Origin of the sequence: Pseudomonas marincola (assembly GCF_900682675.2) — a bacterium.
Taxonomy (GTDB): domain Bacteria; phylum Pseudomonadota; class Gammaproteobacteria; order Pseudomonadales; family Pseudomonadaceae; genus Aquipseudomonas; species Aquipseudomonas marincola.
Window position 1 is genome coordinate 2,569,278 of the sequence record NZ_LR215729.2, and the last position, 21,707, is coordinate 2,590,984.

Annotated in this window: 19 protein-coding genes; 8 read left to right on the forward strand and 11 right to left on the reverse strand. The window is 55.8% G+C overall.

What is annotated here, in order from left to right; genetic code table 11:
* Positions 1–38 precede the first annotated feature (38 nt).
* The 5 genes from PMYSY11_RS11910 to sdhC all read right to left on the reverse strand — a co-directional run bounded on the left by PMYSY11_RS11910 (position 39) and on the right by sdhC (position 6,356).
* Positions 39–2,870, reverse strand: a complete 2,832-nt coding sequence (locus tag PMYSY11_RS11910; RefSeq protein WP_069900201.1) for a 2-oxoglutarate dehydrogenase E1 component — start codon at positions 2,868–2,870, stop codon at positions 39–41.
* A gap of 245 nt (positions 2,871–3,115) precedes the next feature.
* Entirely contained in the window at positions 3,116–3,820 is a 705-nt protein-coding gene (locus PMYSY11_RS11915; RefSeq protein ID WP_069900200.1) for a succinate dehydrogenase iron-sulfur subunit, read from the reverse strand.
* A gap of 11 nt (positions 3,821–3,831) precedes the next feature.
* Entirely contained in the window at positions 3,832–5,604 is a 1,773-nt protein-coding gene (sdhA, locus tag PMYSY11_RS11920) for a succinate dehydrogenase flavoprotein subunit (RefSeq protein WP_069900199.1), read from the reverse strand.
* Between the two features lie 3 nt (positions 5,605–5,607).
* Positions 5,608–5,976 (reverse strand): succinate dehydrogenase, hydrophobic membrane anchor protein, encoded by a 369-nt coding sequence (gene sdhD / locus PMYSY11_RS11925; protein ID WP_069900198.1) that lies wholly within the window; start codon positions 5,974–5,976, stop codon positions 5,608–5,610.
* Positions 5,970–6,356 (reverse strand): succinate dehydrogenase, cytochrome b556 subunit, encoded by a 387-nt coding sequence (sdhC, locus tag PMYSY11_RS11930; protein WP_170827756.1) that lies wholly within the window; start codon positions 6,354–6,356, stop codon positions 5,970–5,972. Before sdhC ends, sdhD begins: the two co-directional genes overlap by 7 nt.
* 350 nt (positions 6,357–6,706) lie before the next feature.
* Between sdhC and gltA the strand changes: the two genes are divergently transcribed.
* Complete coding sequence (gene gltA / locus PMYSY11_RS11935) at positions 6,707–7,981, forward strand: citrate synthase (RefSeq protein ID WP_069900197.1); 1,275 nt, start codon at positions 6,707–6,709, stop codon at positions 7,979–7,981.
* 136 nt (positions 7,982–8,117) lie between these two features.
* Here gltA and PMYSY11_RS11940 read toward each other — a convergent pair whose 3' ends face one another.
* The gene (locus PMYSY11_RS11940) at positions 8,118–9,398 is read right to left on the reverse strand and encodes an OmpP1/FadL family transporter (RefSeq protein ID WP_150549307.1); all 1,281 of its coding nucleotides are present in this window, start codon (positions 9,396–9,398) and stop codon (positions 8,118–8,120) included.
* Positions 9,399–9,656: 258 nt separating this feature from the next.
* Here PMYSY11_RS11940 and PMYSY11_RS11945 point away from each other — a divergent pair, with 258 nt between their 5' ends.
* Positions 9,657–10,169: a GNAT family N-acetyltransferase gene (locus tag PMYSY11_RS11945; protein ID WP_150549308.1), complete on the forward strand. Its 513-nt coding sequence runs from the start codon at positions 9,657–9,659 to the stop codon at positions 10,167–10,169.
* Positions 10,170–10,184: 15 nt separating this feature from the next.
* Here the strand turns inward: PMYSY11_RS11945 and PMYSY11_RS11950 are convergent, their stop codons facing one another.
* Together PMYSY11_RS11950 and nirK are read right to left on the reverse strand one after the other, a co-directional pair.
* A complete protein-coding gene (locus PMYSY11_RS11950; protein ID WP_150549309.1) occupies positions 10,185–10,958 on the reverse strand; it encodes a formylglycine-generating enzyme family protein in 774 nt (257 codons plus the stop codon).
* Positions 10,951–12,471 carry a copper-containing nitrite reductase gene (gene nirK / locus PMYSY11_RS11955; protein WP_172970688.1) on the reverse strand — a complete coding sequence of 507 codons (1,521 nt, stop codon included), beginning with the start codon at positions 12,469–12,471 and terminating at the stop codon, positions 10,951–10,953. Before nirK ends, PMYSY11_RS11950 begins: the two co-directional genes overlap by 8 nt.
* A gap of 241 nt (positions 12,472–12,712) precedes the next feature.
* On the opposite strand from nirK, the gene PMYSY11_RS11960 reads away from it, so the two are divergent.
* Entirely contained in the window at positions 12,713–14,365 is a 1,653-nt protein-coding gene (locus PMYSY11_RS11960; RefSeq protein ID WP_150549311.1) for an alkaline phosphatase D family protein, read from the forward strand.
* Between the two features lie 26 nt (positions 14,366–14,391).
* Positions 14,392–14,931 (forward strand): hypothetical protein, encoded by a 540-nt coding sequence (locus PMYSY11_RS11965; RefSeq protein WP_150549312.1) that lies wholly within the window; start codon positions 14,392–14,394, stop codon positions 14,929–14,931.
* Between the two features lie 17 nt (positions 14,932–14,948).
* On the opposite strand, the gene PMYSY11_RS11970 is transcribed toward PMYSY11_RS11965, so the two are convergent.
* On the reverse strand, positions 14,949–15,878 hold the full coding sequence (locus PMYSY11_RS11970; RefSeq protein ID WP_150549313.1) for a ZIP family metal transporter: 930 nt from the start codon (positions 15,876–15,878) through the stop codon (positions 14,949–14,951).
* A gap of 117 nt (positions 15,879–15,995) precedes the next feature.
* On the opposite strand from PMYSY11_RS11970, the gene PMYSY11_RS11975 reads away from it, so the two are divergent.
* The 4 genes from PMYSY11_RS11975 to PMYSY11_RS11990 all read left to right on the forward strand — a co-directional run bounded on the left by PMYSY11_RS11975 (position 15,996) and on the right by PMYSY11_RS11990 (position 19,391).
* Positions 15,996–16,463: an OsmC family protein gene (locus PMYSY11_RS11975; RefSeq protein ID WP_150549314.1), complete on the forward strand. Its 468-nt coding sequence runs from the start codon at positions 15,996–15,998 to the stop codon at positions 16,461–16,463.
* Between the two features lie 94 nt (positions 16,464–16,557).
* Positions 16,558–16,773: a DUF2970 domain-containing protein gene (locus PMYSY11_RS11980; RefSeq protein WP_150549315.1), complete on the forward strand. Its 216-nt coding sequence runs from the start codon at positions 16,558–16,560 to the stop codon at positions 16,771–16,773.
* Positions 16,774–17,251: 478 nt separating this feature from the next.
* Entirely contained in the window at positions 17,252–18,910 is a 1,659-nt protein-coding gene (locus tag PMYSY11_RS11985; RefSeq protein WP_150549316.1) for a nitrite/sulfite reductase, read from the forward strand.
* Positions 18,894–19,391, forward strand: coding sequence for a DUF934 domain-containing protein (locus PMYSY11_RS11990; protein WP_150549317.1), 498 nt, complete (start codon positions 18,894–18,896; stop codon positions 19,389–19,391). The genes PMYSY11_RS11985 and PMYSY11_RS11990 overlap by 17 nt, the downstream gene beginning before the upstream one ends.
* Positions 19,392–19,467: 76 nt before the next feature.
* Here the strand turns inward: PMYSY11_RS11990 and PMYSY11_RS11995 are convergent, their stop codons facing one another.
* On the reverse strand, positions 19,468–20,460 hold the full coding sequence (locus PMYSY11_RS11995) for a YhdH/YhfP family quinone oxidoreductase (protein ID WP_150549318.1): 993 nt from the start codon (positions 20,458–20,460) through the stop codon (positions 19,468–19,470).
* Between the two features lie 30 nt (positions 20,461–20,490).
* A complete protein-coding gene (sohB, locus tag PMYSY11_RS12000) occupies positions 20,491–21,510 on the reverse strand; it encodes a protease SohB (RefSeq protein ID WP_150549319.1) in 1,020 nt (339 codons plus the stop codon).
* Positions 21,511–21,707: the final 197 nt, after the last annotated feature.

The window sequence follows — 21,707 nt, forward strand, 5'->3', positions numbered from 1 at the left end:
CGAGGCGGCCCTCTAAGGCCGCCTCTTGCGCGAAGGCGTTAAACAGTAAATGCGTCCTGCAGCAGTTTTTCCTGCTGCTCGGCGTGCAACGATGCATAACCACATGCTGGAGATGCAGAGCCTTCACGGCCGGCATACTCAAGAACCAGAGTCTTCTTATGCGCAGCAACCACACGGCGCATGTGATGCTGGCTGCAATACCAGGCACCTTGGTTCATCGGCTCTTCCTGACACCAGACGATGTGTTTGACGTTCTTATAAGGAGCAAGAATTTCCGCCAAGTCATCTTCCGGGAACGGATAAAGCTGTTCCAGTCGCACGATTGCAATGTTGTTCAAGCCTTCAGCGCGACGCTTCTCGAGCAAGTCGTAGTAAACCTTGCCGCTGCACAGAATCACCCGGTCAACTTTCTTCGGATCGATAGCATCGATCTCCGGAATGACCGTCTGGAACGAACCGTCGGCCAGATCTTCCAGCGTCGAGATCGCCAATTTATGGCGCAGCAGCGACTTAGGCGTCAACACGACCAATGGCTTACGCAGCGGACGAATCACCTGACGGCGGAGCAAATGGTAGATCTGCGCCGGCGTAGTCGGTACGCACACCTGCATGTTGTGCTCAGCGCACAGCTGCAGATAACGCTCCAGACGTGCCGATGAGTGCTCCGGACCCTGCCCTTCATAGCCGTGTGGCAGAAGCATGGTCAGGCCGCACAGACGACCCCACTTGGTTTCACCGCTGGAGATGAACTGGTCAAACACCACCTGAGCGCCGTTGGCGAAGTCGCCGAACTGAGCTTCCCAGATCACCAGACCGTTAGGCGTGGTGGTGGAGTAACCGTATTCAAATGCCAGTACAGCTTCTTCCGACAGGAATGAGTCGTAGAGATCAAACTTCGGTTGATCATCATACAGACGCTGCAGCGGTACATAGGTCGAGCCGTCTTTCTGGTTGTGCAGAACGGCGTGACGGTGCGAGAACGTACCGCGACCCACATCCTGACCGGTAATACGGATCGGGTGACCTTCGAACAACAGGGTCGCGTATGCCATAGTTTCGGCAAAGCCCCAGTTGATCGACAACGCGCCGGCCGTCATCTTCTGACGGTCTTCGTAAATCTTCGAGACCTGACGCTGAACCACAAAACCGTCCGGGGTTTCGAGCAACTTGGCCGAAAGCTCCTGCAGGGTTTTCAGGTCGAAGCGCGTGTCGTGACGTGCAGTCCAGGCGTGGCCCAGATACGGACGCCAGTCTACGAACAATTCTTTGTTCGGCTCTTTGACCAGGCTTTTCACTACGTGCTGGCCGTTGTCCAGCGCAGTGCGGTACTCGTCGATCTTGCTCTGAACTTCGTCAGCAGACTGACGCGAAGCGTTGACCAGCATCTCGGCATACAGCTCACGTGTGGTGCGCTGCTTGGAGATCTGCTGATACATCAGCGGCTGGGTACCGTTCGGCTCGTCCGCTTCGTTGTGACCGCGACGACGGTAGCAAACGAGGTCGATAACGACGTCACGCTTGTACTGCATGCGGTAATCAACAGCCATCTGAGTCACAAACAGTACGGCTTCCGGATCATCACCATTCACATGGAAGATCGGCGCCTGAATCATCTTCGCCACGTCGGTGCAGTACTCGGTCGAACGAGCATCGTCTGCACGGCTGATGGTGAAGCCAACCTGGTTGTTGATGACGATATGGATCGTGCCGCCCGTCTTGAAGCCGCGAGTCTGCGACATCTGGAAGGTTTCCATGACCACGCCCTGACCTGCGAATGCAGCGTCACCGTGGATGGAAATTGGCAGAACCTTGTCGCCGATAGCATCGCTACGACGGTCTTGACGCGCGCGTACCGAGCCTTCAACTACCGGGGAGACGATTTCAAGGTGCGAAGGGTTGAATGCCAGCGCCAGGTGAACTTCGCCACCGGCGGTCATGACGTTCGAAGAGAAACCCTGGTGATACTTAACGTCACCCGAGCTCAAACCTTCGGTTTTCTTGCCTTCGAATTCGTCGAACAGGTCACGTGGGTTCTTGCCAAAGGTGTTGACCAGAACGTTGAGACGACCACGGTGAGCCATGCCGATAACGATTTCTTTGGTGCCGTACGAACCGCTGCGCTGAATGATTTCATCCAGCAAGGGGATCAGGCTCTCGCCACCTTCCAGACCGAAACGCTTGGTGCCCGGATACTTGGTACCCAGGTACTTCTCCAAACCTTCGGCGGCAGTCAGGCGCTCAAGCAGATGGCTTTGTACTTCACCGGAAAAATCAGGACGGCCACGTACGCTCTCAAGACGCTGCTGGAACCAGCTGCGTTGCTCGGAGTCGACGATGTGAGTGAACTCGGCGCCGATGGTGCGACAATATGTCTGCTCCAACGCGTCGCGAATTTCACGCAAAGTAGCCTCTTCCTTGCCAATTACCAGACCACCGGTACGGAAATTGGTGTCCAGGTCAGCATCGGTCAAGCCGTAGTGATTGATACCCAGATCAGCGGGCACAGGGCGTTCCCACAAGCCAAGCGGATCAAGCTTGGCAGCCTGATGTCCGCGCATGCGGTAAGCCTGAATTAAACGCAGTACCTCAACCTGTTTCTTCTCGTGCTCCGAGCTTACGCTGGAAGCCGAAACTGGCTGGGAACGGCGTTGATTTTTCGCAAGCAAAACGAAATGGTCGCGTATCGTTGAATGCGACACATCCGTAGCTGCGTTACCCTCCGCCGGCAACTTTTGAAAGTATGTGCGCCACTCCTCTGGCACAGCGTTGGGATCGTGCAGGTAAAGCTCGTAGAGCTCTTCCACATAGGCCGCGTTACCACCGGATAGGTGGGCGCTGTCCCACATGCGCTGCATCACGCTTTCTTGCATGCTTGGTCACCCTCGGTAAGGGGACACCACCGGCGTAGAAACCGCAGGGCCACCCAAACCTGTCTCAAGGTTTGGGTCAAACCACCACGGATCCCGCAGATAGTCCGGGCACCAGCCCGGATGCCCCTGCTGGTCGTCAAATTTTCCAAAAAGAATCACGGCTTTTTGGGCTGTGACTCTGGCTATAGCTGCGGCGGTGAACCATTTCAGCGCCGCAGTGTTACAGGTGTTGCATCAACGATAAATCAGGTACCGCTCTGAAGCAGCATCTGACGGATGTGACCAATTGCCTTAGTCGGGTTCAACCCTTTAGGACAAACACTCACACAGTTCATGATGCTACGGCAGCGGAACACACTGAATGGGTCGTCCAAAGCAGCCAGACGCTCTTCAGTTTTGTTGTCACGGCTGTCAGCCAGGAAACGATAAGCCTGCAGCAAAGCTGCCGGGCCCAAGAACTTGTCTGGGTTCCACCAGAACGACGGACAGCTGGTCGAGCAGCAAGCGCACAGAATGCACTCGTACAGACCATCAAGCTTTTCACGTTCTTCAGGCGACTGCTTGCGCTCGATAGCCGGCGCAGGTGTGTCGTTCTGCAGGAACGGTTGCACCTTCTCGTACTGCTTGTAGAAGATGCTCATATCGACGACGAGGTCACGAATTACTGGCAGACCCGGCAACGGGCGCACAACCAGTTTGTTGCCTTTGACCACAGCCGACAGCGGCGTGATACAGGCCAGACCGTTTTTGCCGTTGATGTTCATGCCGTCAGAGCCACAAACACCTTCACGGCAAGAACGACGGTACGAGAAACCTTCGTCTTGTTCTTTGATCAGGGCCAGCACGTCAAGAACCATGATGTCCTTGCCGCCGGTATCAACCTGAAACTCCTGCATGAACGGCGCAGCGTCCTGATCAGGGTTATAGCGATAAACGCTTACTTGCAACATATCTATCACCCTTAATAAGTACGAATCTTGGGTTCAAAGGCAGGCACTGTTTTCGGTGCAAAGTTGACGGCACGCTTGGTCACGCGCTTCTCGCCTGGGAAGTACAGGGAGTGGCACAGCCAGTTTTCGTCGTCACGATCTTCAAAGTCTTCACGCGCATGCGCACCGCGAGATTCCTTACGGACCTCGGCAGCAATCGCAGTCGCTTCAGCAACTTCAAGAAGGTTTTGCAGTTCGAGTGCCTCGATACGCGCAGTGTTAAACGCTTGGCTCTTGTCCGCGATCTTGACGTTCGCGATGCGCTCACGCAGGTCGGCCAATTGTGTGATGCCCTTCTGCATGTATTCACCCGTACGGAATACACCGAAGTAGTTCTGCATGCAGCTCTGCAGCTCTTTACGCAGCGGAGCAACATCTTCACCGGTCGTGCGCTGGTTAACGCCAGCCAGACGAGCCAGTGACTGATCGATATCAGTTTCGCTGGCGTTGCGGTATTCAACACCTTCACGCAGCGATTTTTCGAGGTGCAGGCCAGCCGCACGACCGAATACAACCAGGTCAAGCAGCGAGTTGCCGCCCAGACGGTTGGCACCGTGTACCGATACGCAAGCCACTTCACCTACAGCGAACAAGCCTTCGACGACTTTGTCGTTGCCGTTGGCATCTTGAGTGATGGCCTGGCCATGAATGTTGGTGGCAACGCCGCCCATCATATAGTGGCAAGTCGGAACAACCGGGATCGGGGTAACAGCCGGATCAACGTGAGCGAAGGTCTTCGACAGCTCAACGATGCCTGGCAGACGGCTCAGCAGGACTTCTTCGCCCAGATGATCCATCTTCAGCATTACGTGATCGCCATCAGGGCCACAGCCGTTACCGGCAATGATCTCTTTAACCATCGAACGTGCAACAACGTCACGACCAGCAAGGTCTTTGGCGTTTGGTGCATAACGCTCCATGAAACGCTCGCCATGCTTGTTGATCAGGTAACCACCTTCACCACGGCAACCTTCGGTAACCAGTACACCCGCGCCGGCAATACCGGTTGGGTGGAACTGCCACATTTCGATGTCCTGAACCGGTACACCTGCACGCAGCGCCATGCCGATACCGTCGCCGGTATTGATCAGTGCGTTGGTGGTCGAGGAGTAGATACGGCCAGCACCACCGGTCGCCAGCACTACAGCCTTGGCGCGGATGTGAACAGTCTCGCCTGTTTCCAGGCAGATGGCGATGATACCGACAACAACGCCGTCCTGGTTCTTCACCAGGTCTACGGCGTACCACTCGTTAAGGAACGAGGTGCCGGCTTTCAGGTTGCCCTGATAAAGCGTGTGCAACAGTGCGTGACCGGTACGGTCAGCAGCCGCGCAAGTACGTGCAGCCTGACCGCCTTTACCGAAGTCTTTCGACTGGCCGCCGAATGGGCGCTGGTAAATACGACCGGTTTCGGTACGCGAGAACGGCAGCCCCATGTGCTCAAGTTCAAAAACAGCTTCCGGGCCTACGGAACACATGTATTCGATAGCGTCCTGGTCACCGATATAGTCGGAACCCTTGACGGTATCGTACATGTGCCAACGCCAATCATCGTTTGGATCAGCAGAGGCGATTGCGCAGGTAATGCCACCCTGAGCCGATACAGTGTGCGAACGAGTCGGGAATACCTTGGTGACCACAGCAGTCTTGTGACCGCCCTGAGCGAGTTGCAGTGCAGCACGCATGCCTGCGCCGCCGCCACCAATAATGATGGCGTCATAAGAAAGAGTGCGAATGCTAGTCATGAATCAGATACCCCAAAGAATCTGCACGCCCCAGACGAAATACGCGAACATGGCAATGCCACACGCCGCCTGGAACAGAAAACGTACCGCTGTAGCGCATTTGCCCAACGCCATGTTGGTCAGGTAGTCAGTGGAGATTGTCCACATACCAACCCAGGCGTGCACACTCAGAGAAACCAGTGTGAGCAAACTGAAAATACGCATTGCAGTATGGGAGAACAGTCCATGCCAGCCGGCATAGTCCATACCCGGGTTTACGATGACGTAACCCAGCAAGAACAATACATAAGCCGCGAGAACGACCGCTGATACACGCTGAGCCATCCAGTCATAGAGGCCCGAACGCGAGAAATTCGTAACGTTAGTTACCATATCCATACCCCCAGAAGCAGGATCACGACCGCCGCAACGGCGATTACGATTTTTGAGCCCAATGCTCCGCCTTCCAGCGTCTCACCGATGCCCATATCCATGATGATGTGGCGCACACCGGCCACCAGGTGGTATAGCAATGCAGACAGTAGGCCCCAAATCACGAACTTGGCCAGCGGGCTGGTCAGGCATTCTTTCACTTGGGCAAAGCCCTCTTCGGAGGCCAGCGATTTGTCGAGACCGAACAGCAGAACGGCAATACCAACAAAAAGGATGACACCGGAGATACGGTGAAGAATGGACGTGTAAGCGGTGATTGGGAGCTTAATAGTCCTAAGGTCTAGGTTTACAGGTCGTTGGCTATTCACGGCTTTTTTTATCACACTGAGAGCCCTTAACTAGCAGGGCAAAGTTGTCGGGAAGTGCACTTGCAGAAACGCATCACCCAAGGAGTGACGACCACTTGGACGCAGGCTAAAGCACTAGTGGTCGGTCGCAGAGTATAGACAGTTAGGACGCTAATGACAACGCAGTAGCCTGTACCTAAGTGCTGATTAAAGTGCTTTAAAAAATGCGCTGACTGTGTACAACTATTTGCCTGCATTTGTGCTGCAAACCCTTCTCCCGTATGGGTTTACCTAAATTGACATTCCGATTTATAACACTATAGTGGTGCGGGCCCTGCGTGGGGGGCTAGCTGATGATTTCAAGCATAACTAGGAGGCCAAACATGGCTGACAAAAAAGCGCAGTTGATCATCGAGGGCGTAGCCCCCGTCGAACTGCCTATTTTAAGCGGCACCGTTGGGCCAGATGTGATTGATGTAAGGGGCTTAACAGCCACGGGCCGTTTCACATTCGACCCAGGTTTCATGTCGACCGCCTCTTGCGAGTCGCAGATCACCTACATCGATGGCGATCAGGGTATTTTGCTGCACCGCGGCTACCCGATCGAGCAACTCGCAGAGCAAGCTGACTACCTCGAGACTTGCTACCTGTTGCTCAACGGCGAATTGCCTGATGCAGCGCAAAAGGCTCAATTTGTCAGCACTATCAAGAACCACACCATGGTTCATGAGCAGTTGAAGACCTTCTTCAACGGCTTCCGCCGCGATGCCCACCCAATGGCAATCATGTGCGGTGTAGTTGGCGCCCTCTCCGCCTTCTATCACGACTCGCTGGACATCAAGAACCCGCATCACCGCGAAGTTTCGGCCATGCGCCTGATTTCGAAGATGCCAACGCTTGCAGCAATGACTTACAAGTACTCCATGGGTCAACCCATGATGTACCCGCGTAATGACCTTAATTACGCCGAGAACTTCCTGCACATGATGTTCAACACACCGTGCGAGATCAAACCGATCAGCCCGGTACTGGCCAAGGCGATGGATAAGATCTTTATCCTGCACGCTGACCACGAACAGAACGCCTCGACCTCAACAGTGCGTCTGGCTGGCTCTTCTGGCGCCAACCCGTTTGCCTGTATCGCTGCCGGTATTGCAGCGCTTTGGGGCCCGGCTCATGGCGGCGCGAACGAAGCCGTACTGAGCATGCTTGATGAAATCGGCGATGTTTCGAATATCGACGCCTTCATCGCCAAAGCCAAGGACAAGAACGATCCGTTCAAGCTCATGGGCTTCGGTCACCGCGTTTACAAAAACCGCGACCCGCGCGCCACTGTGATGAAGCAGACGTGCGACGAAGTACTCAAGGAGCTGGGTATCACCAATGATCCGCAGCTTGAGTTGGCTATGCGTCTCGAAGAGATCGCCCTGACCGACCCGTACTTCATCGAGCGCTCGCTGTACCCGAACGTAGACTTCTACTCGGGCATCATCCTCAAGGCAATCGGCATCCCAACCAGCATGTTCACGGTGATTTTCGCCCTGGCACGTACTGTTGGCTGGATTTCGCACTGGAAAGAAATGCTTTCGCATCCGTACAAGATTGGCCGCCCGCGTCAGCTGTACACCGGTTACGAGAAACGCGACATGCCTAAGTAAGCAATGCTTTGCGGCTTAATCGCTGCAGCACGGCTGCTTAAACTAAACGCCCGATGCCATCGCATCGGGCGTTTTTATTTGCCTCGACAAACACATTCAACTCAACTTGCGCGCTCACAGGCTAAGCGCAATGAATTTAGAAGCGCCAAGTTACGCCGCCACCCAATACATGCAACATTGCATCCGAATACTCACCTGACAACTTCTGGCCGGTACGCTCCTTGGTTTGATCAATGTCCATGTCGCCCATGTAAATCAGGGTGTAGCTCATGTGCATATCGACATCATCGGCAAGCGCGTAATTAAAGCCAGCAGCCAGGCGCCAGGCTTCATTCATTGGGTTATCAACGGTGCGATCTTCATCCTCCACGGCAGAGCTGTCGTAACCAACCCCCATGTTCAGCCGTAACTTATCGTTTACTTGTTTCTGCGCGCCGACCGACAAGTGCCAGGTGTCCTTGTATTTGCGATCCGCCAATACCGTTGTGCTGGCGCCTGTGGCGCCACCATCCACTGCAATACCCAACTTGCCGAACTCGCTCCAGTCTTGCCAACCCGCACTGCCAAGCAGAGTCCAACCGCCGTCTAACTGCTGAGAAACACTCAACAGGACTGTTTGCGGCACTTCCATGTCGATATTCAAACCGTTGGCATCAAGGCGATTGAGAGCAAGGTTCAATATTGGATTGCTGACGTTCTTGAGTTCAGGCCGGTCTTCGAACTCAAGCTTTATCTTACTGGTGTATGCCAGACCGACTTTGGTGGTTGGCGTCAGGTTATAAAGCGCACCAATGCTCATGCCCATTGCCCAGTCCGTGTCCTTGTAGCGCAACTGGCCGTCATCGGCATTATTGACGCCCAGCACGTTGTTATTGATACCCGTCTCGGACCGGTAGTAGCCGTACATGATTCTCGGCCCAATACCCACAGACAGGTCATCATTGACTCTGTAGGAGAAAGTCGGCTGGAAGGTCACGCCAACAACCGCCGATTCCTGACTGAAGTAGCGCCCTGCCCAGTCATCGTCGTAATCAAGCATCAGGCCAAACGTACCAAACATGCCGAAGCCTATGCTGGCCCGGTCGTTGATCTCGTGGCTGATAAACAAGCTGCTGCCAGGGAAATATTTAAGCGGCTGGCCACCTTCACTGCCGCTGAATGTATTGTCTGCATCACGCGAGAACCGCATATCGCCGGCAATTATCTGGGCGTTGGCGGTGAACTGCGTACCTTTCAGCTCACTGATTCCGGCGGGGTTATTCATCATCACGCTGGGGTCCGTAGCCAGTACCGCAGCACCAGCATTCGCCAGCCCTGCGCCTTCCTGGCCCGCCTCGTAGACCATGATTCCCCCAGCCCAGGCATTCCCCGCTGCGCCGAGGATTGAGAGCGCCATAAGTGACTTGCGAAGCTGCATAAGTGGTCGTCCTTCTTACTTAATTCTTTAAGGGTCAGCCCCGGCCTTCGGGCCGCAGACCAATACAGCGCACCAACGTTGGCGCGCAATTTATTACCCAGCGCAATGTCGTAACTGATTAACGAATTACAGAGTAGATTCAAAATCGCCAGCAAGCCATTGAGTCATATCAACAACCTCATCGTGCGGTGCATCCAAAACAGCTAAAATCTACTCAGCTTGGTGCTTAGCACGCCGCCCACCGATACAGAGTAATAGATGAAGATTCACCGACTTGCCCCTGCAGAAGCTGGCCGCTATCGCGCATTGATGCTTGAAGCCTATCGCGCGCACCCGCAGTCATTCACCACTACGGCAACTGAGCGCGAGCCTTTACCACTGAGCTGGTGGCAGGCGCGCGTGAGCGATGCAGAGGATGCGACAACCCAGGTCTATGGCATTTTCGATGCTCAGGGCGAGCTTCACGGCGTTGTTGGGCTTTCGCGCAAAAAACAATTGAAGACCCGGCACAAGGTCACCCTATTCGGGCTTTATGTCGTACCTCCATTTCGCAAGCAAGGTTTCGCGCGCCAGCTGGTTGAACACGCGATGACTGAAGCACGATTGATCAGCCACGCACGGCTGATACAACTCAGCGTCAGCGAAACCAACACGGCCGCTGTTGCGCTGTATCAACACTATGGATTTGAGCAATATGCCCGGGAGCCGTTTGCGATTGCACTTGAGGGTGAATATTTAACCAAACTGCACATGTGGCGCATGCTCGACTGAGCGCCGCTACAGGTCTCAAGGCGCCTCGAGCGCGCTGTAAACCAGGCGGAAACCGACATTGGCAGGCGGCTGACCACCACCGCAGCCAGTATTGCCCGGCGAGCGCAATTGCTCAGAGAGACCAACTTCGCGCTCGCCCATTGCCACCCGCCCGTTCATGCAGCCAAACACCTCCATGGGCAACCCCGGCTGCGGGTAATAGCAGGCTGCAACCCACTCCCAGACATTGCCCTTGATGTCATAGATCCCCAGCGAGTTGGCACCAAATGCTGTGACTGCACGGGTTTTGCGCTCTACCGGCAAGGCGGTCAGATCATAATCTGCCGCCCACGCCATACGGGGGTCAGTAAAAAGCGGTTTGCGTTTCGTCGCCGCCTGCTCTGCCGCCAACACCAGCCATTCCTCTTTGGTCGGTACGCGCAGCGGCAGACCTTGACGCGCTGCAGACCACCGAATGAACACCCTTACATCCGCCCAACTCATATTGACCATCGGGCTGGAACCTCTCTGCCCTTCTGACAGCAAGGGGCAAACCTGCGCTTGCTCGCAGATCCGCCACTGATCCACAGTCACCTCAGTGGCGCCGACCATCAACGTTTCACCCGATGGTTGCTGCACAGCAATGAACGGCGGCAGTTCACCAACACTGCCGCCCTCCTCACCTTTGGACATATACAGGTTTCCAGCCAGCAACAGCGCCAAAACCAGCATCAGGCCCCAGCAGATCACCAGGGCCAGTTTTTGGTCGTCAAGCAGGCGCCGCAAACTATCAGGGTTGCCTTTACTCACTCACAGGACCCTGACTGACCTTTTTCAGCAGATCATCGTCCCACTTACCCTTCACAACCACGTGCGCCGCCGCGCCAAACTCAACAGCCTCGATCAAATTGTGATTCAGGTAGGCATAAACGCCAGGCTGCTTGAAGCGATAGAGCATCGCGCCAACCGACCCTCCGCGCACAAACCAGGTTTGCACGTCCTTCAACGGCGGCGAAGCGAACGAGCCCGTTTCCCAGACATAATCACCATGGCCGCCGATCAGGTGCGGGCGCGTGTCCCGATTAGCCTGCATGTGCAGAAACAGCACGTTTTCCCCGACATTGGCCGTCATTGCGCCCTTGCCTGTCAGCGCGCCAACCCGGCCATTGAACACCACGTGAGTTGGCGTCAGCGTACGCATCGACTTGATCCAGTCAGTTAAATCCTCGCCCGGACGTGAATACTGCTTGTAGTCACCCTTGTCGTCGCGCGGCACATAAAAATCGTTCTCGCCGATGTAAAACGCCTTGTCGTAAACCAGCGGCTGGCCCTTGTCGTCTGTGAGACCTTCACGCGGCAGTACCAGAATCATCCCGGTCATGCCGTGCGTCACGTGATAGGGCGTCATCGAACCTTCTGGCGCGCAGTGATAAAGGAAGCTGCCAGACTTGGTAGCCTTGAAGCGAATGGTCACCTGATTGCCGGGGCTGATCGTGGTGATCGCAGCGCCGCCCAGAGCGCCGGTTACCGCATGCAGGTCGATGTTGTGCACCAGCAAGTTGGTCGACGGGTTTTTCAGGGTCAACTCAACGTAATCACCCTGATGCACCACCATCGCCGGCGCCGGAATTGAGCCGTTGTAGGTCAGCGCCCATATTTCGGTGCCATCGCCATCTAGTACCCACTGCTTCTCTTCGACAGTGAGCTCAATCTCAACCACCTTCGGCTCGCCCGTGGCCTTCTGGCTATGCATTGGCAGCATCGGCGGTGCGACCAACTTTTGGCGAATATGCTGGAGTTTGTCTACGGGGTCGGGACGGGCATCATGGTTAGGCATCAACTTGGCGTCGAAAGGCGTCTCGCCATGCGACATCAAAACTCCGTCGTCTTTGGCATCCGCCTCCGTTTGCGTGGCCAGATAGGCGATCACATCTTCACGGCGTTGCTTGTCCGGAAAGGTCACGGGCATGTTCGAGGCAGCGTTGTTATCACCCAGATAACTCTTGAGGAAAATGCTAGGGTCATCGAGCCACTCAAATAACAGGTCCGGTGTCCAGACCAGACCCTTCTCGCCCGCTTTGCTCAAATCGCCGCTGTAGCTATAGCCGGGGTAGCTGCCGGCCTTGCGCCCGACGATGTTGTTAAGCACCGGTCCAAACGCATTCTGCGCACCCTCGCCTGCCTGATGACACGCCGAGCATTCTTTGAACACGCGCTTGCCGTTTTCTACATCTGCGCCATGACTGCTCCCGGCGCAAACCATACCGGCTACCACCAAAACTGCAGCCAGGCGGCTGGAGACATTACTTTTTTTATAAAACATAGATTCAACCTTCCCTGGATCGCCATCTGACGCTAATAGGTCATGCCTTCCCTGCATGAGTCCTGCAGAGCTGAGTTTAGCGACCTGACACAGGCGCGCAGCCAGACCAACGATCAGTGAACGCCGCGCTCGGAAATCATTCATCACACTGTGTTGGCCATCCAACCGGGCATCAGCCACAGTGACAACGCGTAAGGAAACGCCGCCCTTGTCTCTCGTCGAATCAGCAAAGGAACTTGCGATGACACTAATGGACCCCCGCGCCAACGAATTGGCGACCGCCAAGCTGTATAGCGCTACCGTAATCGGCCATACCAGCGCGACAACCGCGCGTATCTGGGCACGTCTTTACCAGCCAGGGAAATGGACATTGGTGCTATCGACGGCACCTTTCACCGGTGACCTGACCCGGCTCAATGAGCAGACCATCCGCGGCTTTCTCAAGGCATCAGCGATCAAGCCTGCGTTTATCGGCGGGCATGACTTCGATTATTCAAGCAACCTCACTCACACCTTCGATGTGGACGGGCTCGAGCCATTCACGCGCTATTACTACGCATTGATGTGCGAAGACAAAAGCATCAGCCGTCGCACTGAGCTGGGTTACAGCCTTGATCGCTATTTCCGCACTCAAGCCGAGAGTGCCCGCGAACTGGTGTTCGGTTTTTACAGCTGCCACGACCCCATCAATGCCGATAACAGCGTCGGTGCCTGGCCGCATATGCTCGAACAGTTGTGTACCCACAGCGCCGACTTTGTCATCGGCGGCGGTGATCAGGTGTATGTCGATACCAATGCCAAGCAGGACTTCCCGGATATCTGGGTCTGGCTGAAAGACAATAAGGTTGAGCTGCTGCAGACCTACCGCAAGGGCCGTGGTTATGACAAAGAAGGCATCTATCAATACCTGCTCAACCTCTACCGCTGGTTCTATCGGGTTTACTGGCAAGTCGCGCCACTGCAAGCGGTGTACCGGCAATTCCCGCAATACATGATGTGGGACGATCACGAAATCATCGATGGCTGGGGTTCATACACCGAAAAGGAAAGGCTCCACCGTCTCTCACGGTTATTCAAGGCGGATGACAAAAAGGTCGATGGCATGCTCATTGACCTGATGTGGCGCGCAGCGTGCCGGGCCTATTACGAATTTGAGCACAGCCACAACCCTCCCACCCCTTACGATGAGCAGAACCCGGACAATTGTCAGTGGGATTACTCATTCAGCCAGGGGCCCGCCGCGTTCTACGTGCTGGACATGCGCGGCCAGCACGATGTGGAGAAAGACCCCAAGCAAGACCCGTTCAAGATTCTCGGCCGTGCGCAAATGGACCGCTTCCTTCAATGGTTACCCGACCAGGCCGAAAATCCCGCGTGCAAAGTTCTGTTTGTGGTTTCACCCGTTCCGATGCTGCATTGGGTCGATGCGCTGGTGAACTATGCTGATCTCGGCAGCATCAAGGACGACTTGATGGATGAGTGGGATCACGACTCTAACTGGGCCGAGCGCGCGGTGATTCTCAATAACGTATTCGCCCAACTGGACAAGCACGGCAAGCTGCTGGTTTTTCTCAGCGGTGATGTGCATTGCGCCTCGGTTTATCAGCTGACTCACAACAAATACCTCAAGGCACGCGTCTACCAGCTAACCTCCAGCGCAATCTCACGCAAGCCTGCGCCAGCGGCCAGCCTTATCGGCATCAGCTCTGGTGGCGCACTGAAAGGTTGCAAAGGCATTGTCAGCGAGCGCTTGTTCGCCCTCACCGGCCACAAGAACTTTTCGCTGCTGCATGTCTTCGAAGATGCCAGCGGCACCCTGCAAACCGAGGCGCAGATCTGCTGGCCCGGCGAAAACGCGGGCGAAACCATCAGCAAACGTATCCGTTTCAAGTAACCCGCACCGGGAGGCGTCAGGACATCGTGCAGATCATTGAAGATTTCCCACAACTAGAAGCGATATTGGCTGACTGGAAAAACACCATCGGCAAGGATTACAACGGTTACCGCCATCACCTCTACCGCATGATCAACATCTGCTTCGCCCTGCATCCCTGCGATGAGGAGCAGCAACGCAAGGTATTCATCGCCGCCGCGTTCCATGATATCGGCATATGGACCGATCACACCGTCGACTACATTCCACCGTCAATCCCGCCGGCATTGCATTACCTGCAAGAGCATGGGCTGCAAGCGTGGGCTGAGGAAATCAGCCTGATGATCAGGGAGCACCATAAAGTGCGCGCCTACACCGATCCGAGCTACCCGTTGGTGGAGCAGTTTCGACAGGCTGATCTGGTCGATTTCTCACTCGGTGCGGTGCGCTTTGGGCTTGATAAACACTTTATCAGCGAATTGAAACGACGCTTCCCCAACGCGGGCTTTCACAAGAACTTGGCGCAACTGGGCGGCAAATGGTTCCTCAAGCACCCGCTCAATCCGCTGCCGATGATGAAGTGGTAGCGGCTGTTTCGCCGCACTCAGCCGAGTGCGGTATCTAGGAACATCATCACTGCAAAGCCGCCCATCAAGCCAAGCGTTGCTGAGGTCTGATGACCGTTGCGGTGGGTTTCCGGGATGATTTCGTGAGATACGACAAATATCATGGCGCCAGCCGCCAGCCCCAGACTCATCGGATAAGCCAGCGCATAGCCGCTGGAAATGCCCACCCCGACCAGCGCCCCCAATGGCTCCATCAAGCCGCTGGCAGCGGCAATCAGCGCCGCCGCCAACGCCGACAAGCCCGTGGTGCGCAGGGCCAGTGCTACCGCCAACCCTTCGGGAATGTCCTGAATCGAGATCGCGCTCGCCAGGGGAATACCTACACCCAAATCACCGCCGGAAAAACCAACGCCGATCGCCATGCCTTCCGGCAGGTTGTGCAAGGTAATCGCAAACACAAACAACCACACGCGATTGATACGCTCGCAGTCCGGGCCACAGGGGCCGGTACTCTCATGTTCGTGCGGGGTGAAACGATCCAGCCCGAGCATCAATACCGCACCCAGCGCAAGCCCCACGACTACCGTGCCGGCGGCGCCAAAGCTGCTGCCGGTAATCGCTTTGGCCGCATCAAGGCCCGGAAGAATCAGCGAGAACGAACTGGCCGCGAGCATCATGCCCGCGGCAAAACCAAGCATGGTGTCTTGGGTGCGGCTGCTGATAGTGCCGAGCCCGATGGCCAGCAACGCGCCAAATGCAGTCGCTGCAAATCCGGCGCCGCCACCGTACATGGCATAGCGCAGACGCTCACTGATACCGCCGTCGAACGCATTAACGATACTTCCAGCCAACAACCAGACAATCGCCAACAACGCCACTGCAAGCCCGGCGGTTATCCACGGATTGGCCTGCGCCTGCGCCACCCATGCGGCTCTGAAATTGGCGTATTGCTGCTGTGTGCTTTCCATATGGCTCACTCGACGGTCAATGGCATTACTATTAACCGACTGATTATATGGATCAAGCCAACACTGCCTATCGCCTTGATAGGCAGGTGCTGATCCGCTGAACACAAGGGAGTGGCAATGGCCAAACATACTGCGCAAATCGAATGGCACTGCGGCGATCAGCCGTTTCTGAGTAATCAATACAGCCGTGCGCATACCTGGACGTTTGATGGCGGGCTGAGCATGCCGGCTTCATCGTCTCCGCACGTGGTACCGCTGCCTTGGTCGGATGCCAGCGCTGTTGACCCGGAAGAGGCGTTCGTCGCTGCCCTTTCCAGTTGCCACATGCTTTGGTTTCTGTCCGTTGCGCTGGAGAACGGCTTCGCGGTGGCCAGCTACAAGGATCAGGCCGAGGGCATGATGGGCAAAAATGAGCAGGGGCGTCTTGCCGTGACCCGCGTAACCCTGCGCCCGCATGTGCAATTCAGCGGACCCAATCACCCTGACTCAACCGAGCTTGAAGCCATGCATCACCAGGCCCATGAAAAATGCTTCATTGCCAACTCGGTCACTACCGCCATTACCTGTGAGCCGAGCATGAGCTGAGTAAGCACCGATCCGCCAAGCGCAAACTTTCAGCCATACTGATGATTGGTTGAGTAAGCAGCTGCAAGCCGGTTTACGGATTCAGGAGGTGCACATGGATGATGAAGAGCAACGCCCGCTGACACTCTGGGAAATGCTGCAGAGCATTATCGCCGCCGCATTTGGAGTGCAGAGCGGCAAGAACCGGTCGCGCGACTTCTCACGCGGCAAGCCCAGTCACTTCATTATTCTGGGCCTGCTGGTCACCTTCGTATTTGTATTGGTGCTTTATGCGCTGGTGCGCACGGTGCTGTATTTCGCCGGGGTATAAACCACCTTGCAGGCGGGCATTCGCAATGCAGGCAATAAAAAGCCGGAGCAGTCTGCTGTCTCCGGCTTTTTGTTTTCCCTGAATTTACTGGTGGCTGACCCAGTAAACGGCAGTCAGGACGGCAATAACGATCAAGGCAAAAATCGCCGTGGCGTCTACCGCGCTGTCGTTGTTCTCATGCTCAGTATGATCGGACATTGGCATACCCCCTGTTATTTTGATTGTCTGCGCCACACATCGAAAAATAAGGCTATGTACGCCCGCCAACTCGGCAAGCTACTAGCATTTAAGACCAGACAAGGCGCTTCTACCACCGCGAAGGTTATGTTTTAGCGCGCTCTTAGCACATTAAGTTCTGTTGATATGCTTAAACTTCACTTTTGCGCATAACCCTTAGCTGGTATCTTGCCTGCGCTCTCGCTTGAGGCGCGGCCGTGCGCGCAGATTTGCTGTAAGCAGCCTGATAACAGGACCTTTCATGTACGTATATGACCAGTACGATCAAAACATCGTCGATGACCGCGTAAAGCAGTTTCGTGATCAAACTCGCCGTTATCTCGCAGGAGAACTCGGTGAAGCAGAATTTCGCCCTTTGCGCTTGCAAAACGGCCTCTACATCCAGCGTTTCGCGCCCATGCTGCGCATCGCTGTGCCTTATGGCCTGATGTCATCCACACAAGTGCGGATGCTGGCCAAGATTGCCCGCGACTATGACAAGGGCTACGCCCACATCAGTACGCGCCAGAACGTCCAGTTCAACTGGCCGGACCTGGAAAACGTGCCGCAGATTCTGGCCGAGCTGGCAACCGTGCAAATGCACGCGATCCAGACCAGCGGCAACTGCATCCGTAACACCACCACCGACCAGTTCGCCGGTGTTGCCAAAGATGAAGTCGTTGACCCGCGTCCGTGGTGCGAAATCATCCGTCAGTGGTCGACCTTCCACCCGGAATTCTCGCACCTGCCGCGTAAGTTCAAGATTGCCGTGAATGGCGCTGTCAGCGACCGCGCGGCCATCGAAGTCCACGACATTGGCCTTGAAGCCGTGAAGAACGCAGCCGGAGAGCTGGGCTTTCGCGTGTCGGTCGGTGGTGGCCTTGGCCGTACGCCCGTGGTTGGCAGCTTCATCAATGAATTCTTGCCGTGGCAGCACCTGATTACTTATCTCGATGCGATCCTGCGCGTTTATAACCGCTATGGCCGCCGTGACAACAAGTACAAGGCGCGCATCAAGATTCTGGTCAAGGCACTCACTCCAGAGGTTTTCTCTGAGCGTGTAAATGCCGAATGGGCCCACCTCAAAGACGGCCCGAGCACACTGACCGAAGCGGAAGTTCAGCGCGTAGCCGCTCACTTCACCGATCCGGCCTACCGTGAGCTGAATGATTTCAGCGGCGAGCTTGCCGAACTGGATGCGCAGCACCCGGGCTTTGCCCGCTGGCGTCAGCGCAACACTTTCGCGCACAAGAAGCCCGGCTATGTGGCCGTCACTTTGTCGCTCAAGCCTACCGGTGTAGCGCCTGGGGACGTGACCGACAAGCAGCTGGATGTGATTGCCGATCTGGCCGACCGCTACAGCTTCAATGAAGTGCGCAACAGCCATAACCAGAACATCATTCTGGCGGACGTTGAACAAAGCCGTCTGTTCGAATTGTGGGGCGAGCTGCGCGATAACGGCTTTGCAACGCCGAACATCGGCCTGCTGACCGACATCATCTGCTGCCCGGGTGGCGACTTCTGCTCGCTGGCCAACGCCAAGTCGTTGCCGATTGCCGAAGCCATCCAGCGTCGCTTCGATGACCTCGATTACCTGTTTGATATCGGCAACCTCGATCTCAACATTTCCGGCTGCATGAACGCCTGTGGTCACCACCACGTTGGCCACATCGGCATCCTCGGCGTCGACAAGAAAGGTCAGGAGTTCTATCAGGTTTCACTCGGCGGCAGCGCCGGTCGTGACGCCAGCCTGGCGCAGATTCTCGGCCCATCGTTTGCCCAGGAAGACATGGCCGACGTGATCGAAAAGATCATCAACGTCTATGTCGAGCAACGGAACGAAGAAGAAAGCTTCCTCGACACCTATCGCCGTATTGGTGTCGACCTCTTCAAGGAGCGCGTTTATGCAGCGAATAATTAAGAACGGCCAGCTGATTGATGAAACCTGGCATCTGCTGCCAAAAGACGCCGCGTTCGACAGCCTGCCAAACTGTGACGACATCATCGTGCCGCTGGGCCTTTGGGTGGATCACGGCCCGGCACTGAAAGCACGCGATGGCGGCTTGGGTGTGTGGCTGGATGCCGGCGATGAGATCGAAGAAATCGCCGATCAGCTGGACAACTTTCAGGTTATTGCCCTGAACTTCCCGGCTTTTACCGATGGCCGTCACTCCTCCACCGCCTACCTGCTGCGTCAGCGTTATGGCTACAAGGGTGAAGTACGGGCGATTGGCGATGTGCTGCGCGACCAGTTGTTCGCCATGCAGCGCTGCGGCTTTGATGCCTTCGCACTGCGTGAGGATCAGGACGCCGAAAGCGCCCTGCAAGCCTTCAGCGAGTTCTCCGAGGTGTATCAGGCCAGTAGCGACCAGACGTTGCCACTGTTCCGCCGCCGCGGTTAAGCAATACCCGAAGCAACAAAAAGCCCCGCAACTTGCGGGGCTTTTTGCATTCCAGATTCGGCCAGCAAACGCCAGATTAATCGAGGTTGACCAGAACCCGGCCAACCATGTTGCCGGCCAGGATTTTGCCCAGCGCTTCGGGCAATTGTTCAAGCTGCAATTCAGTCACCAGGCTTTCAAGGGAATCGAGCTTCCACTGCAAGGAAAGCTTGTCCCACATTGAAGCCTTGACCACCAATGGCAATTCCACCGAATCAACGCCCAGCAAATTGACCCCACGCAAGATGAACGGCAGCACGCTGGCCTTGAACTCGATACCGGCGGTCAGGCCGCAACAGGCCACACTGGCGCCATAGCGCAAAGACTTGACCACGTTAAACAGGATATCCCCGCCCACGGTATCAACCGCGCCTGCCCACTGCTCTTTGAGCATCGGTTTCTCGACGCCTTCGGCAAGCACGTTGCGCAAGGTCACCTCGTTGGCGCCCAACGCCTTGAGAAAATCCGACTGCCAGGCTTTGCCTGTCGAGGCTGTCACGCTGTAACCCAGCTTGGTCAGCAAGGCCACCGCGATTGTACCGACGCCACCGGTAGCGCCGGTGACCAGAATCGGCCCCGCGTCCGGCGTGATGCCGGCCTGTTCTAGCTTGTCGATACACAGCGCCGCCGTTAAACCGGCAGTGCCGAGCACCATCGCCTCACGCATGCTCAGGCCTTCAGGGCGCTTCAACGCCCAGCCAGCGGGAATGCGAATGTACTGGCCAAGACCGCCGGCGGTATTCATGCCGAGGTCGTAACCGGTGACGATCACCTCATCACCCGCGCGAAACTCCGCCACACTGGATTTCTCGACAATCCCGGCCGCATCAATACCTGGCGTATGCGGGAACTTGCGGGTCACCCCACGGTTACCTGAAGCGGACAGCGCATCTTTGAAGTTCAACGATGAGTACTTAACCCGAATCAGCAATTCGCCTTCGGGCAGCTCGCTAATATCACGCATAACCACTGTCTGCTCGAACTCGCCAGACGCCGCTTCACGCACTTGCAATGCTTTGAATTGACTCATTGTGCTTCCTGTTCGCTTGTTGTCGAAAACTTACCAGAAACGTTGTTGGGTGAGACGCCCGATCCAGGTCAGGGCGAAACGATCAAGCGCCACACTGGCAGCCAACCCTACACGCTCCTGCAATGACTTACGGGTGGCAAAGTGCAGGTGATACAAATCATGGCTGGCCAAATGTTCGGCAAGGTATTGATCACTGGTTTTCAGCTCGTCGACCAGCAGCTTCTCTTGTGCCGCGAGCCCCAGCCAGACTTCACCCGTGGCAATTGCATCGATATCGAGTTGCGGGCGATAGCGCGCCACAAAACCTTTGAACAACTCATGGGTTTGCTCAAGGTCTTCCTGAAATTTCTCGCGACCCTTTTCAGTATTCTCACCAAACACGGTCAGGGTTCGTTTGTATTCACCGGCGGTGAGCACTTCAAAGTCGATATCATTCTTCTTCAGCAAGCGATGAATGTTAGGCAACTGCGCCACCACACCAATCGAGCCGAGAATCGCAAACGGGGCGCTGATGATCTTCTCGCCAATGCAGGCCATCATGTAACCGCCGCTGGCCGCCACTTTGTCGACACAAACAGTCAGCGGCACGCCGGCCTCACGCACGCGCGCCAGCTGCGATGAAGCCAGGCCATAGCTATGCACCATGCCTCCGCCGCTTTCCAGGCGCAGCACCACTTCATCCTGCGGCGTCGCCATGCTCAGCAACGCGGTAATTTCATGGCGCAGATTGTCGGTCGCCGAGGCTTTGATATCGCCATCGAAATCCAGCACGAACAGGCGCGGTTTCTCCGAGCCGTGTTTTTTCTCGTGCTTGGCGGCTTTCTCTTCGGCCTTGTGTTTGAGCTTCAATTGCGCCTTGCCGAGCGTTGCCTGCTCCAGGCCGTGGCGCAGTTGCTGATAAAAGTCGTTAAGTTTATCGACCTGCAGCTCGCCGGTTTTACGGCGTCCTTTACTGCGCAGCGCTACCATCAGGATCAGCACAATGGCAATGGCCACAACCACCGTTGCGGTCTTGGCCAGAAAGCCCAGGTAATCTGTAAAAAACTCCACTCACATCCCCTTCTCGATACACCGTTTGCTCCGCGCCAGGCGGCTCCATTCGCCCAAGCATACCGACGCCAACCGCAACCGGCCAGCAGTGCTGCGCAACCATGAATGATTAATCATTTCAGTTGCTGAATCACTCGCCCGAGCGTTTCGTTTGGCGCAAGATCAATTGCGCCAACGCGGTTTTTCAAGCGCTTTAT

Excerpts from the sequence above, each read along its gene's own strand:
- PMYSY11_RS11975 (WP_150549314.1), top strand. The coding sequence starts at position 15,996 with ATGGCCAAACATACTGCGCAAATCGAATGGCACTGCGGCGATCAGCCG.
- PMYSY11_RS11980 (WP_150549315.1), top strand. The coding sequence starts at position 16,558 with ATGGATGATGAAGAGCAACGCCCGCTGACACTCTGGGAAATGCTGCAG.
- gltA (WP_069900197.1), top strand. The coding sequence starts at position 6,707 with ATGGCTGACAAAAAAGCGCAGTTGATCATCGAGGGCGTAGCCCCCGTC.
- PMYSY11_RS11970 (WP_150549313.1), bottom strand. The coding sequence starts at position 15,878 with ATGGAAAGCACACAGCAGCAATACGCCAATTTCAGAGCCGCATGGGTG.
- sdhA (WP_069900199.1), bottom strand. The coding sequence starts at position 5,604 with ATGACTAGCATTCGCACTCTTTCTTATGACGCCATCATTATTGGTGGC.
- PMYSY11_RS11990 (WP_150549317.1), top strand. The coding sequence starts at position 18,894 with ATGCAGCGAATAATTAAGAACGGCCAGCTGATTGATGAAACCTGGCAT.
- PMYSY11_RS11915 (WP_069900200.1), bottom strand. The coding sequence starts at position 3,820 with ATGTTGCAAGTAAGCGTTTATCGCTATAACCCTGATCAGGACGCTGCG.
- PMYSY11_RS11960 (WP_150549311.1), top strand. The coding sequence starts at position 12,713 with ATGACACTAATGGACCCCCGCGCCAACGAATTGGCGACCGCCAAGCTG.
- nirK (WP_172970688.1), bottom strand. The coding sequence starts at position 12,471 with ATGTTTTATAAAAAAAGTAATGTCTCCAGCCGCCTGGCTGCAGTTTTG.
- PMYSY11_RS11985 (WP_150549316.1), top strand. The coding sequence starts at position 17,252 with ATGTACGTATATGACCAGTACGATCAAAACATCGTCGATGACCGCGTA.
- PMYSY11_RS11945 (WP_150549308.1), top strand. The coding sequence starts at position 9,657 with ATGAAGATTCACCGACTTGCCCCTGCAGAAGCTGGCCGCTATCGCGCA.
- sdhD (WP_069900198.1), bottom strand. The coding sequence starts at position 5,976 with ATGGTAACTAACGTTACGAATTTCTCGCGTTCGGGCCTCTATGACTGG.
- PMYSY11_RS11910 (WP_069900201.1), bottom strand. The coding sequence starts at position 2,870 with ATGCAAGAAAGCGTGATGCAGCGCATGTGGGACAGCGCCCACCTATCC.
- PMYSY11_RS11995 (WP_150549318.1), bottom strand. The coding sequence starts at position 20,460 with ATGAGTCAATTCAAAGCATTGCAAGTGCGTGAAGCGGCGTCTGGCGAG.
- PMYSY11_RS11940 (WP_150549307.1), bottom strand. The coding sequence starts at position 9,398 with ATGCAGCTTCGCAAGTCACTTATGGCGCTCTCAATCCTCGGCGCAGCG.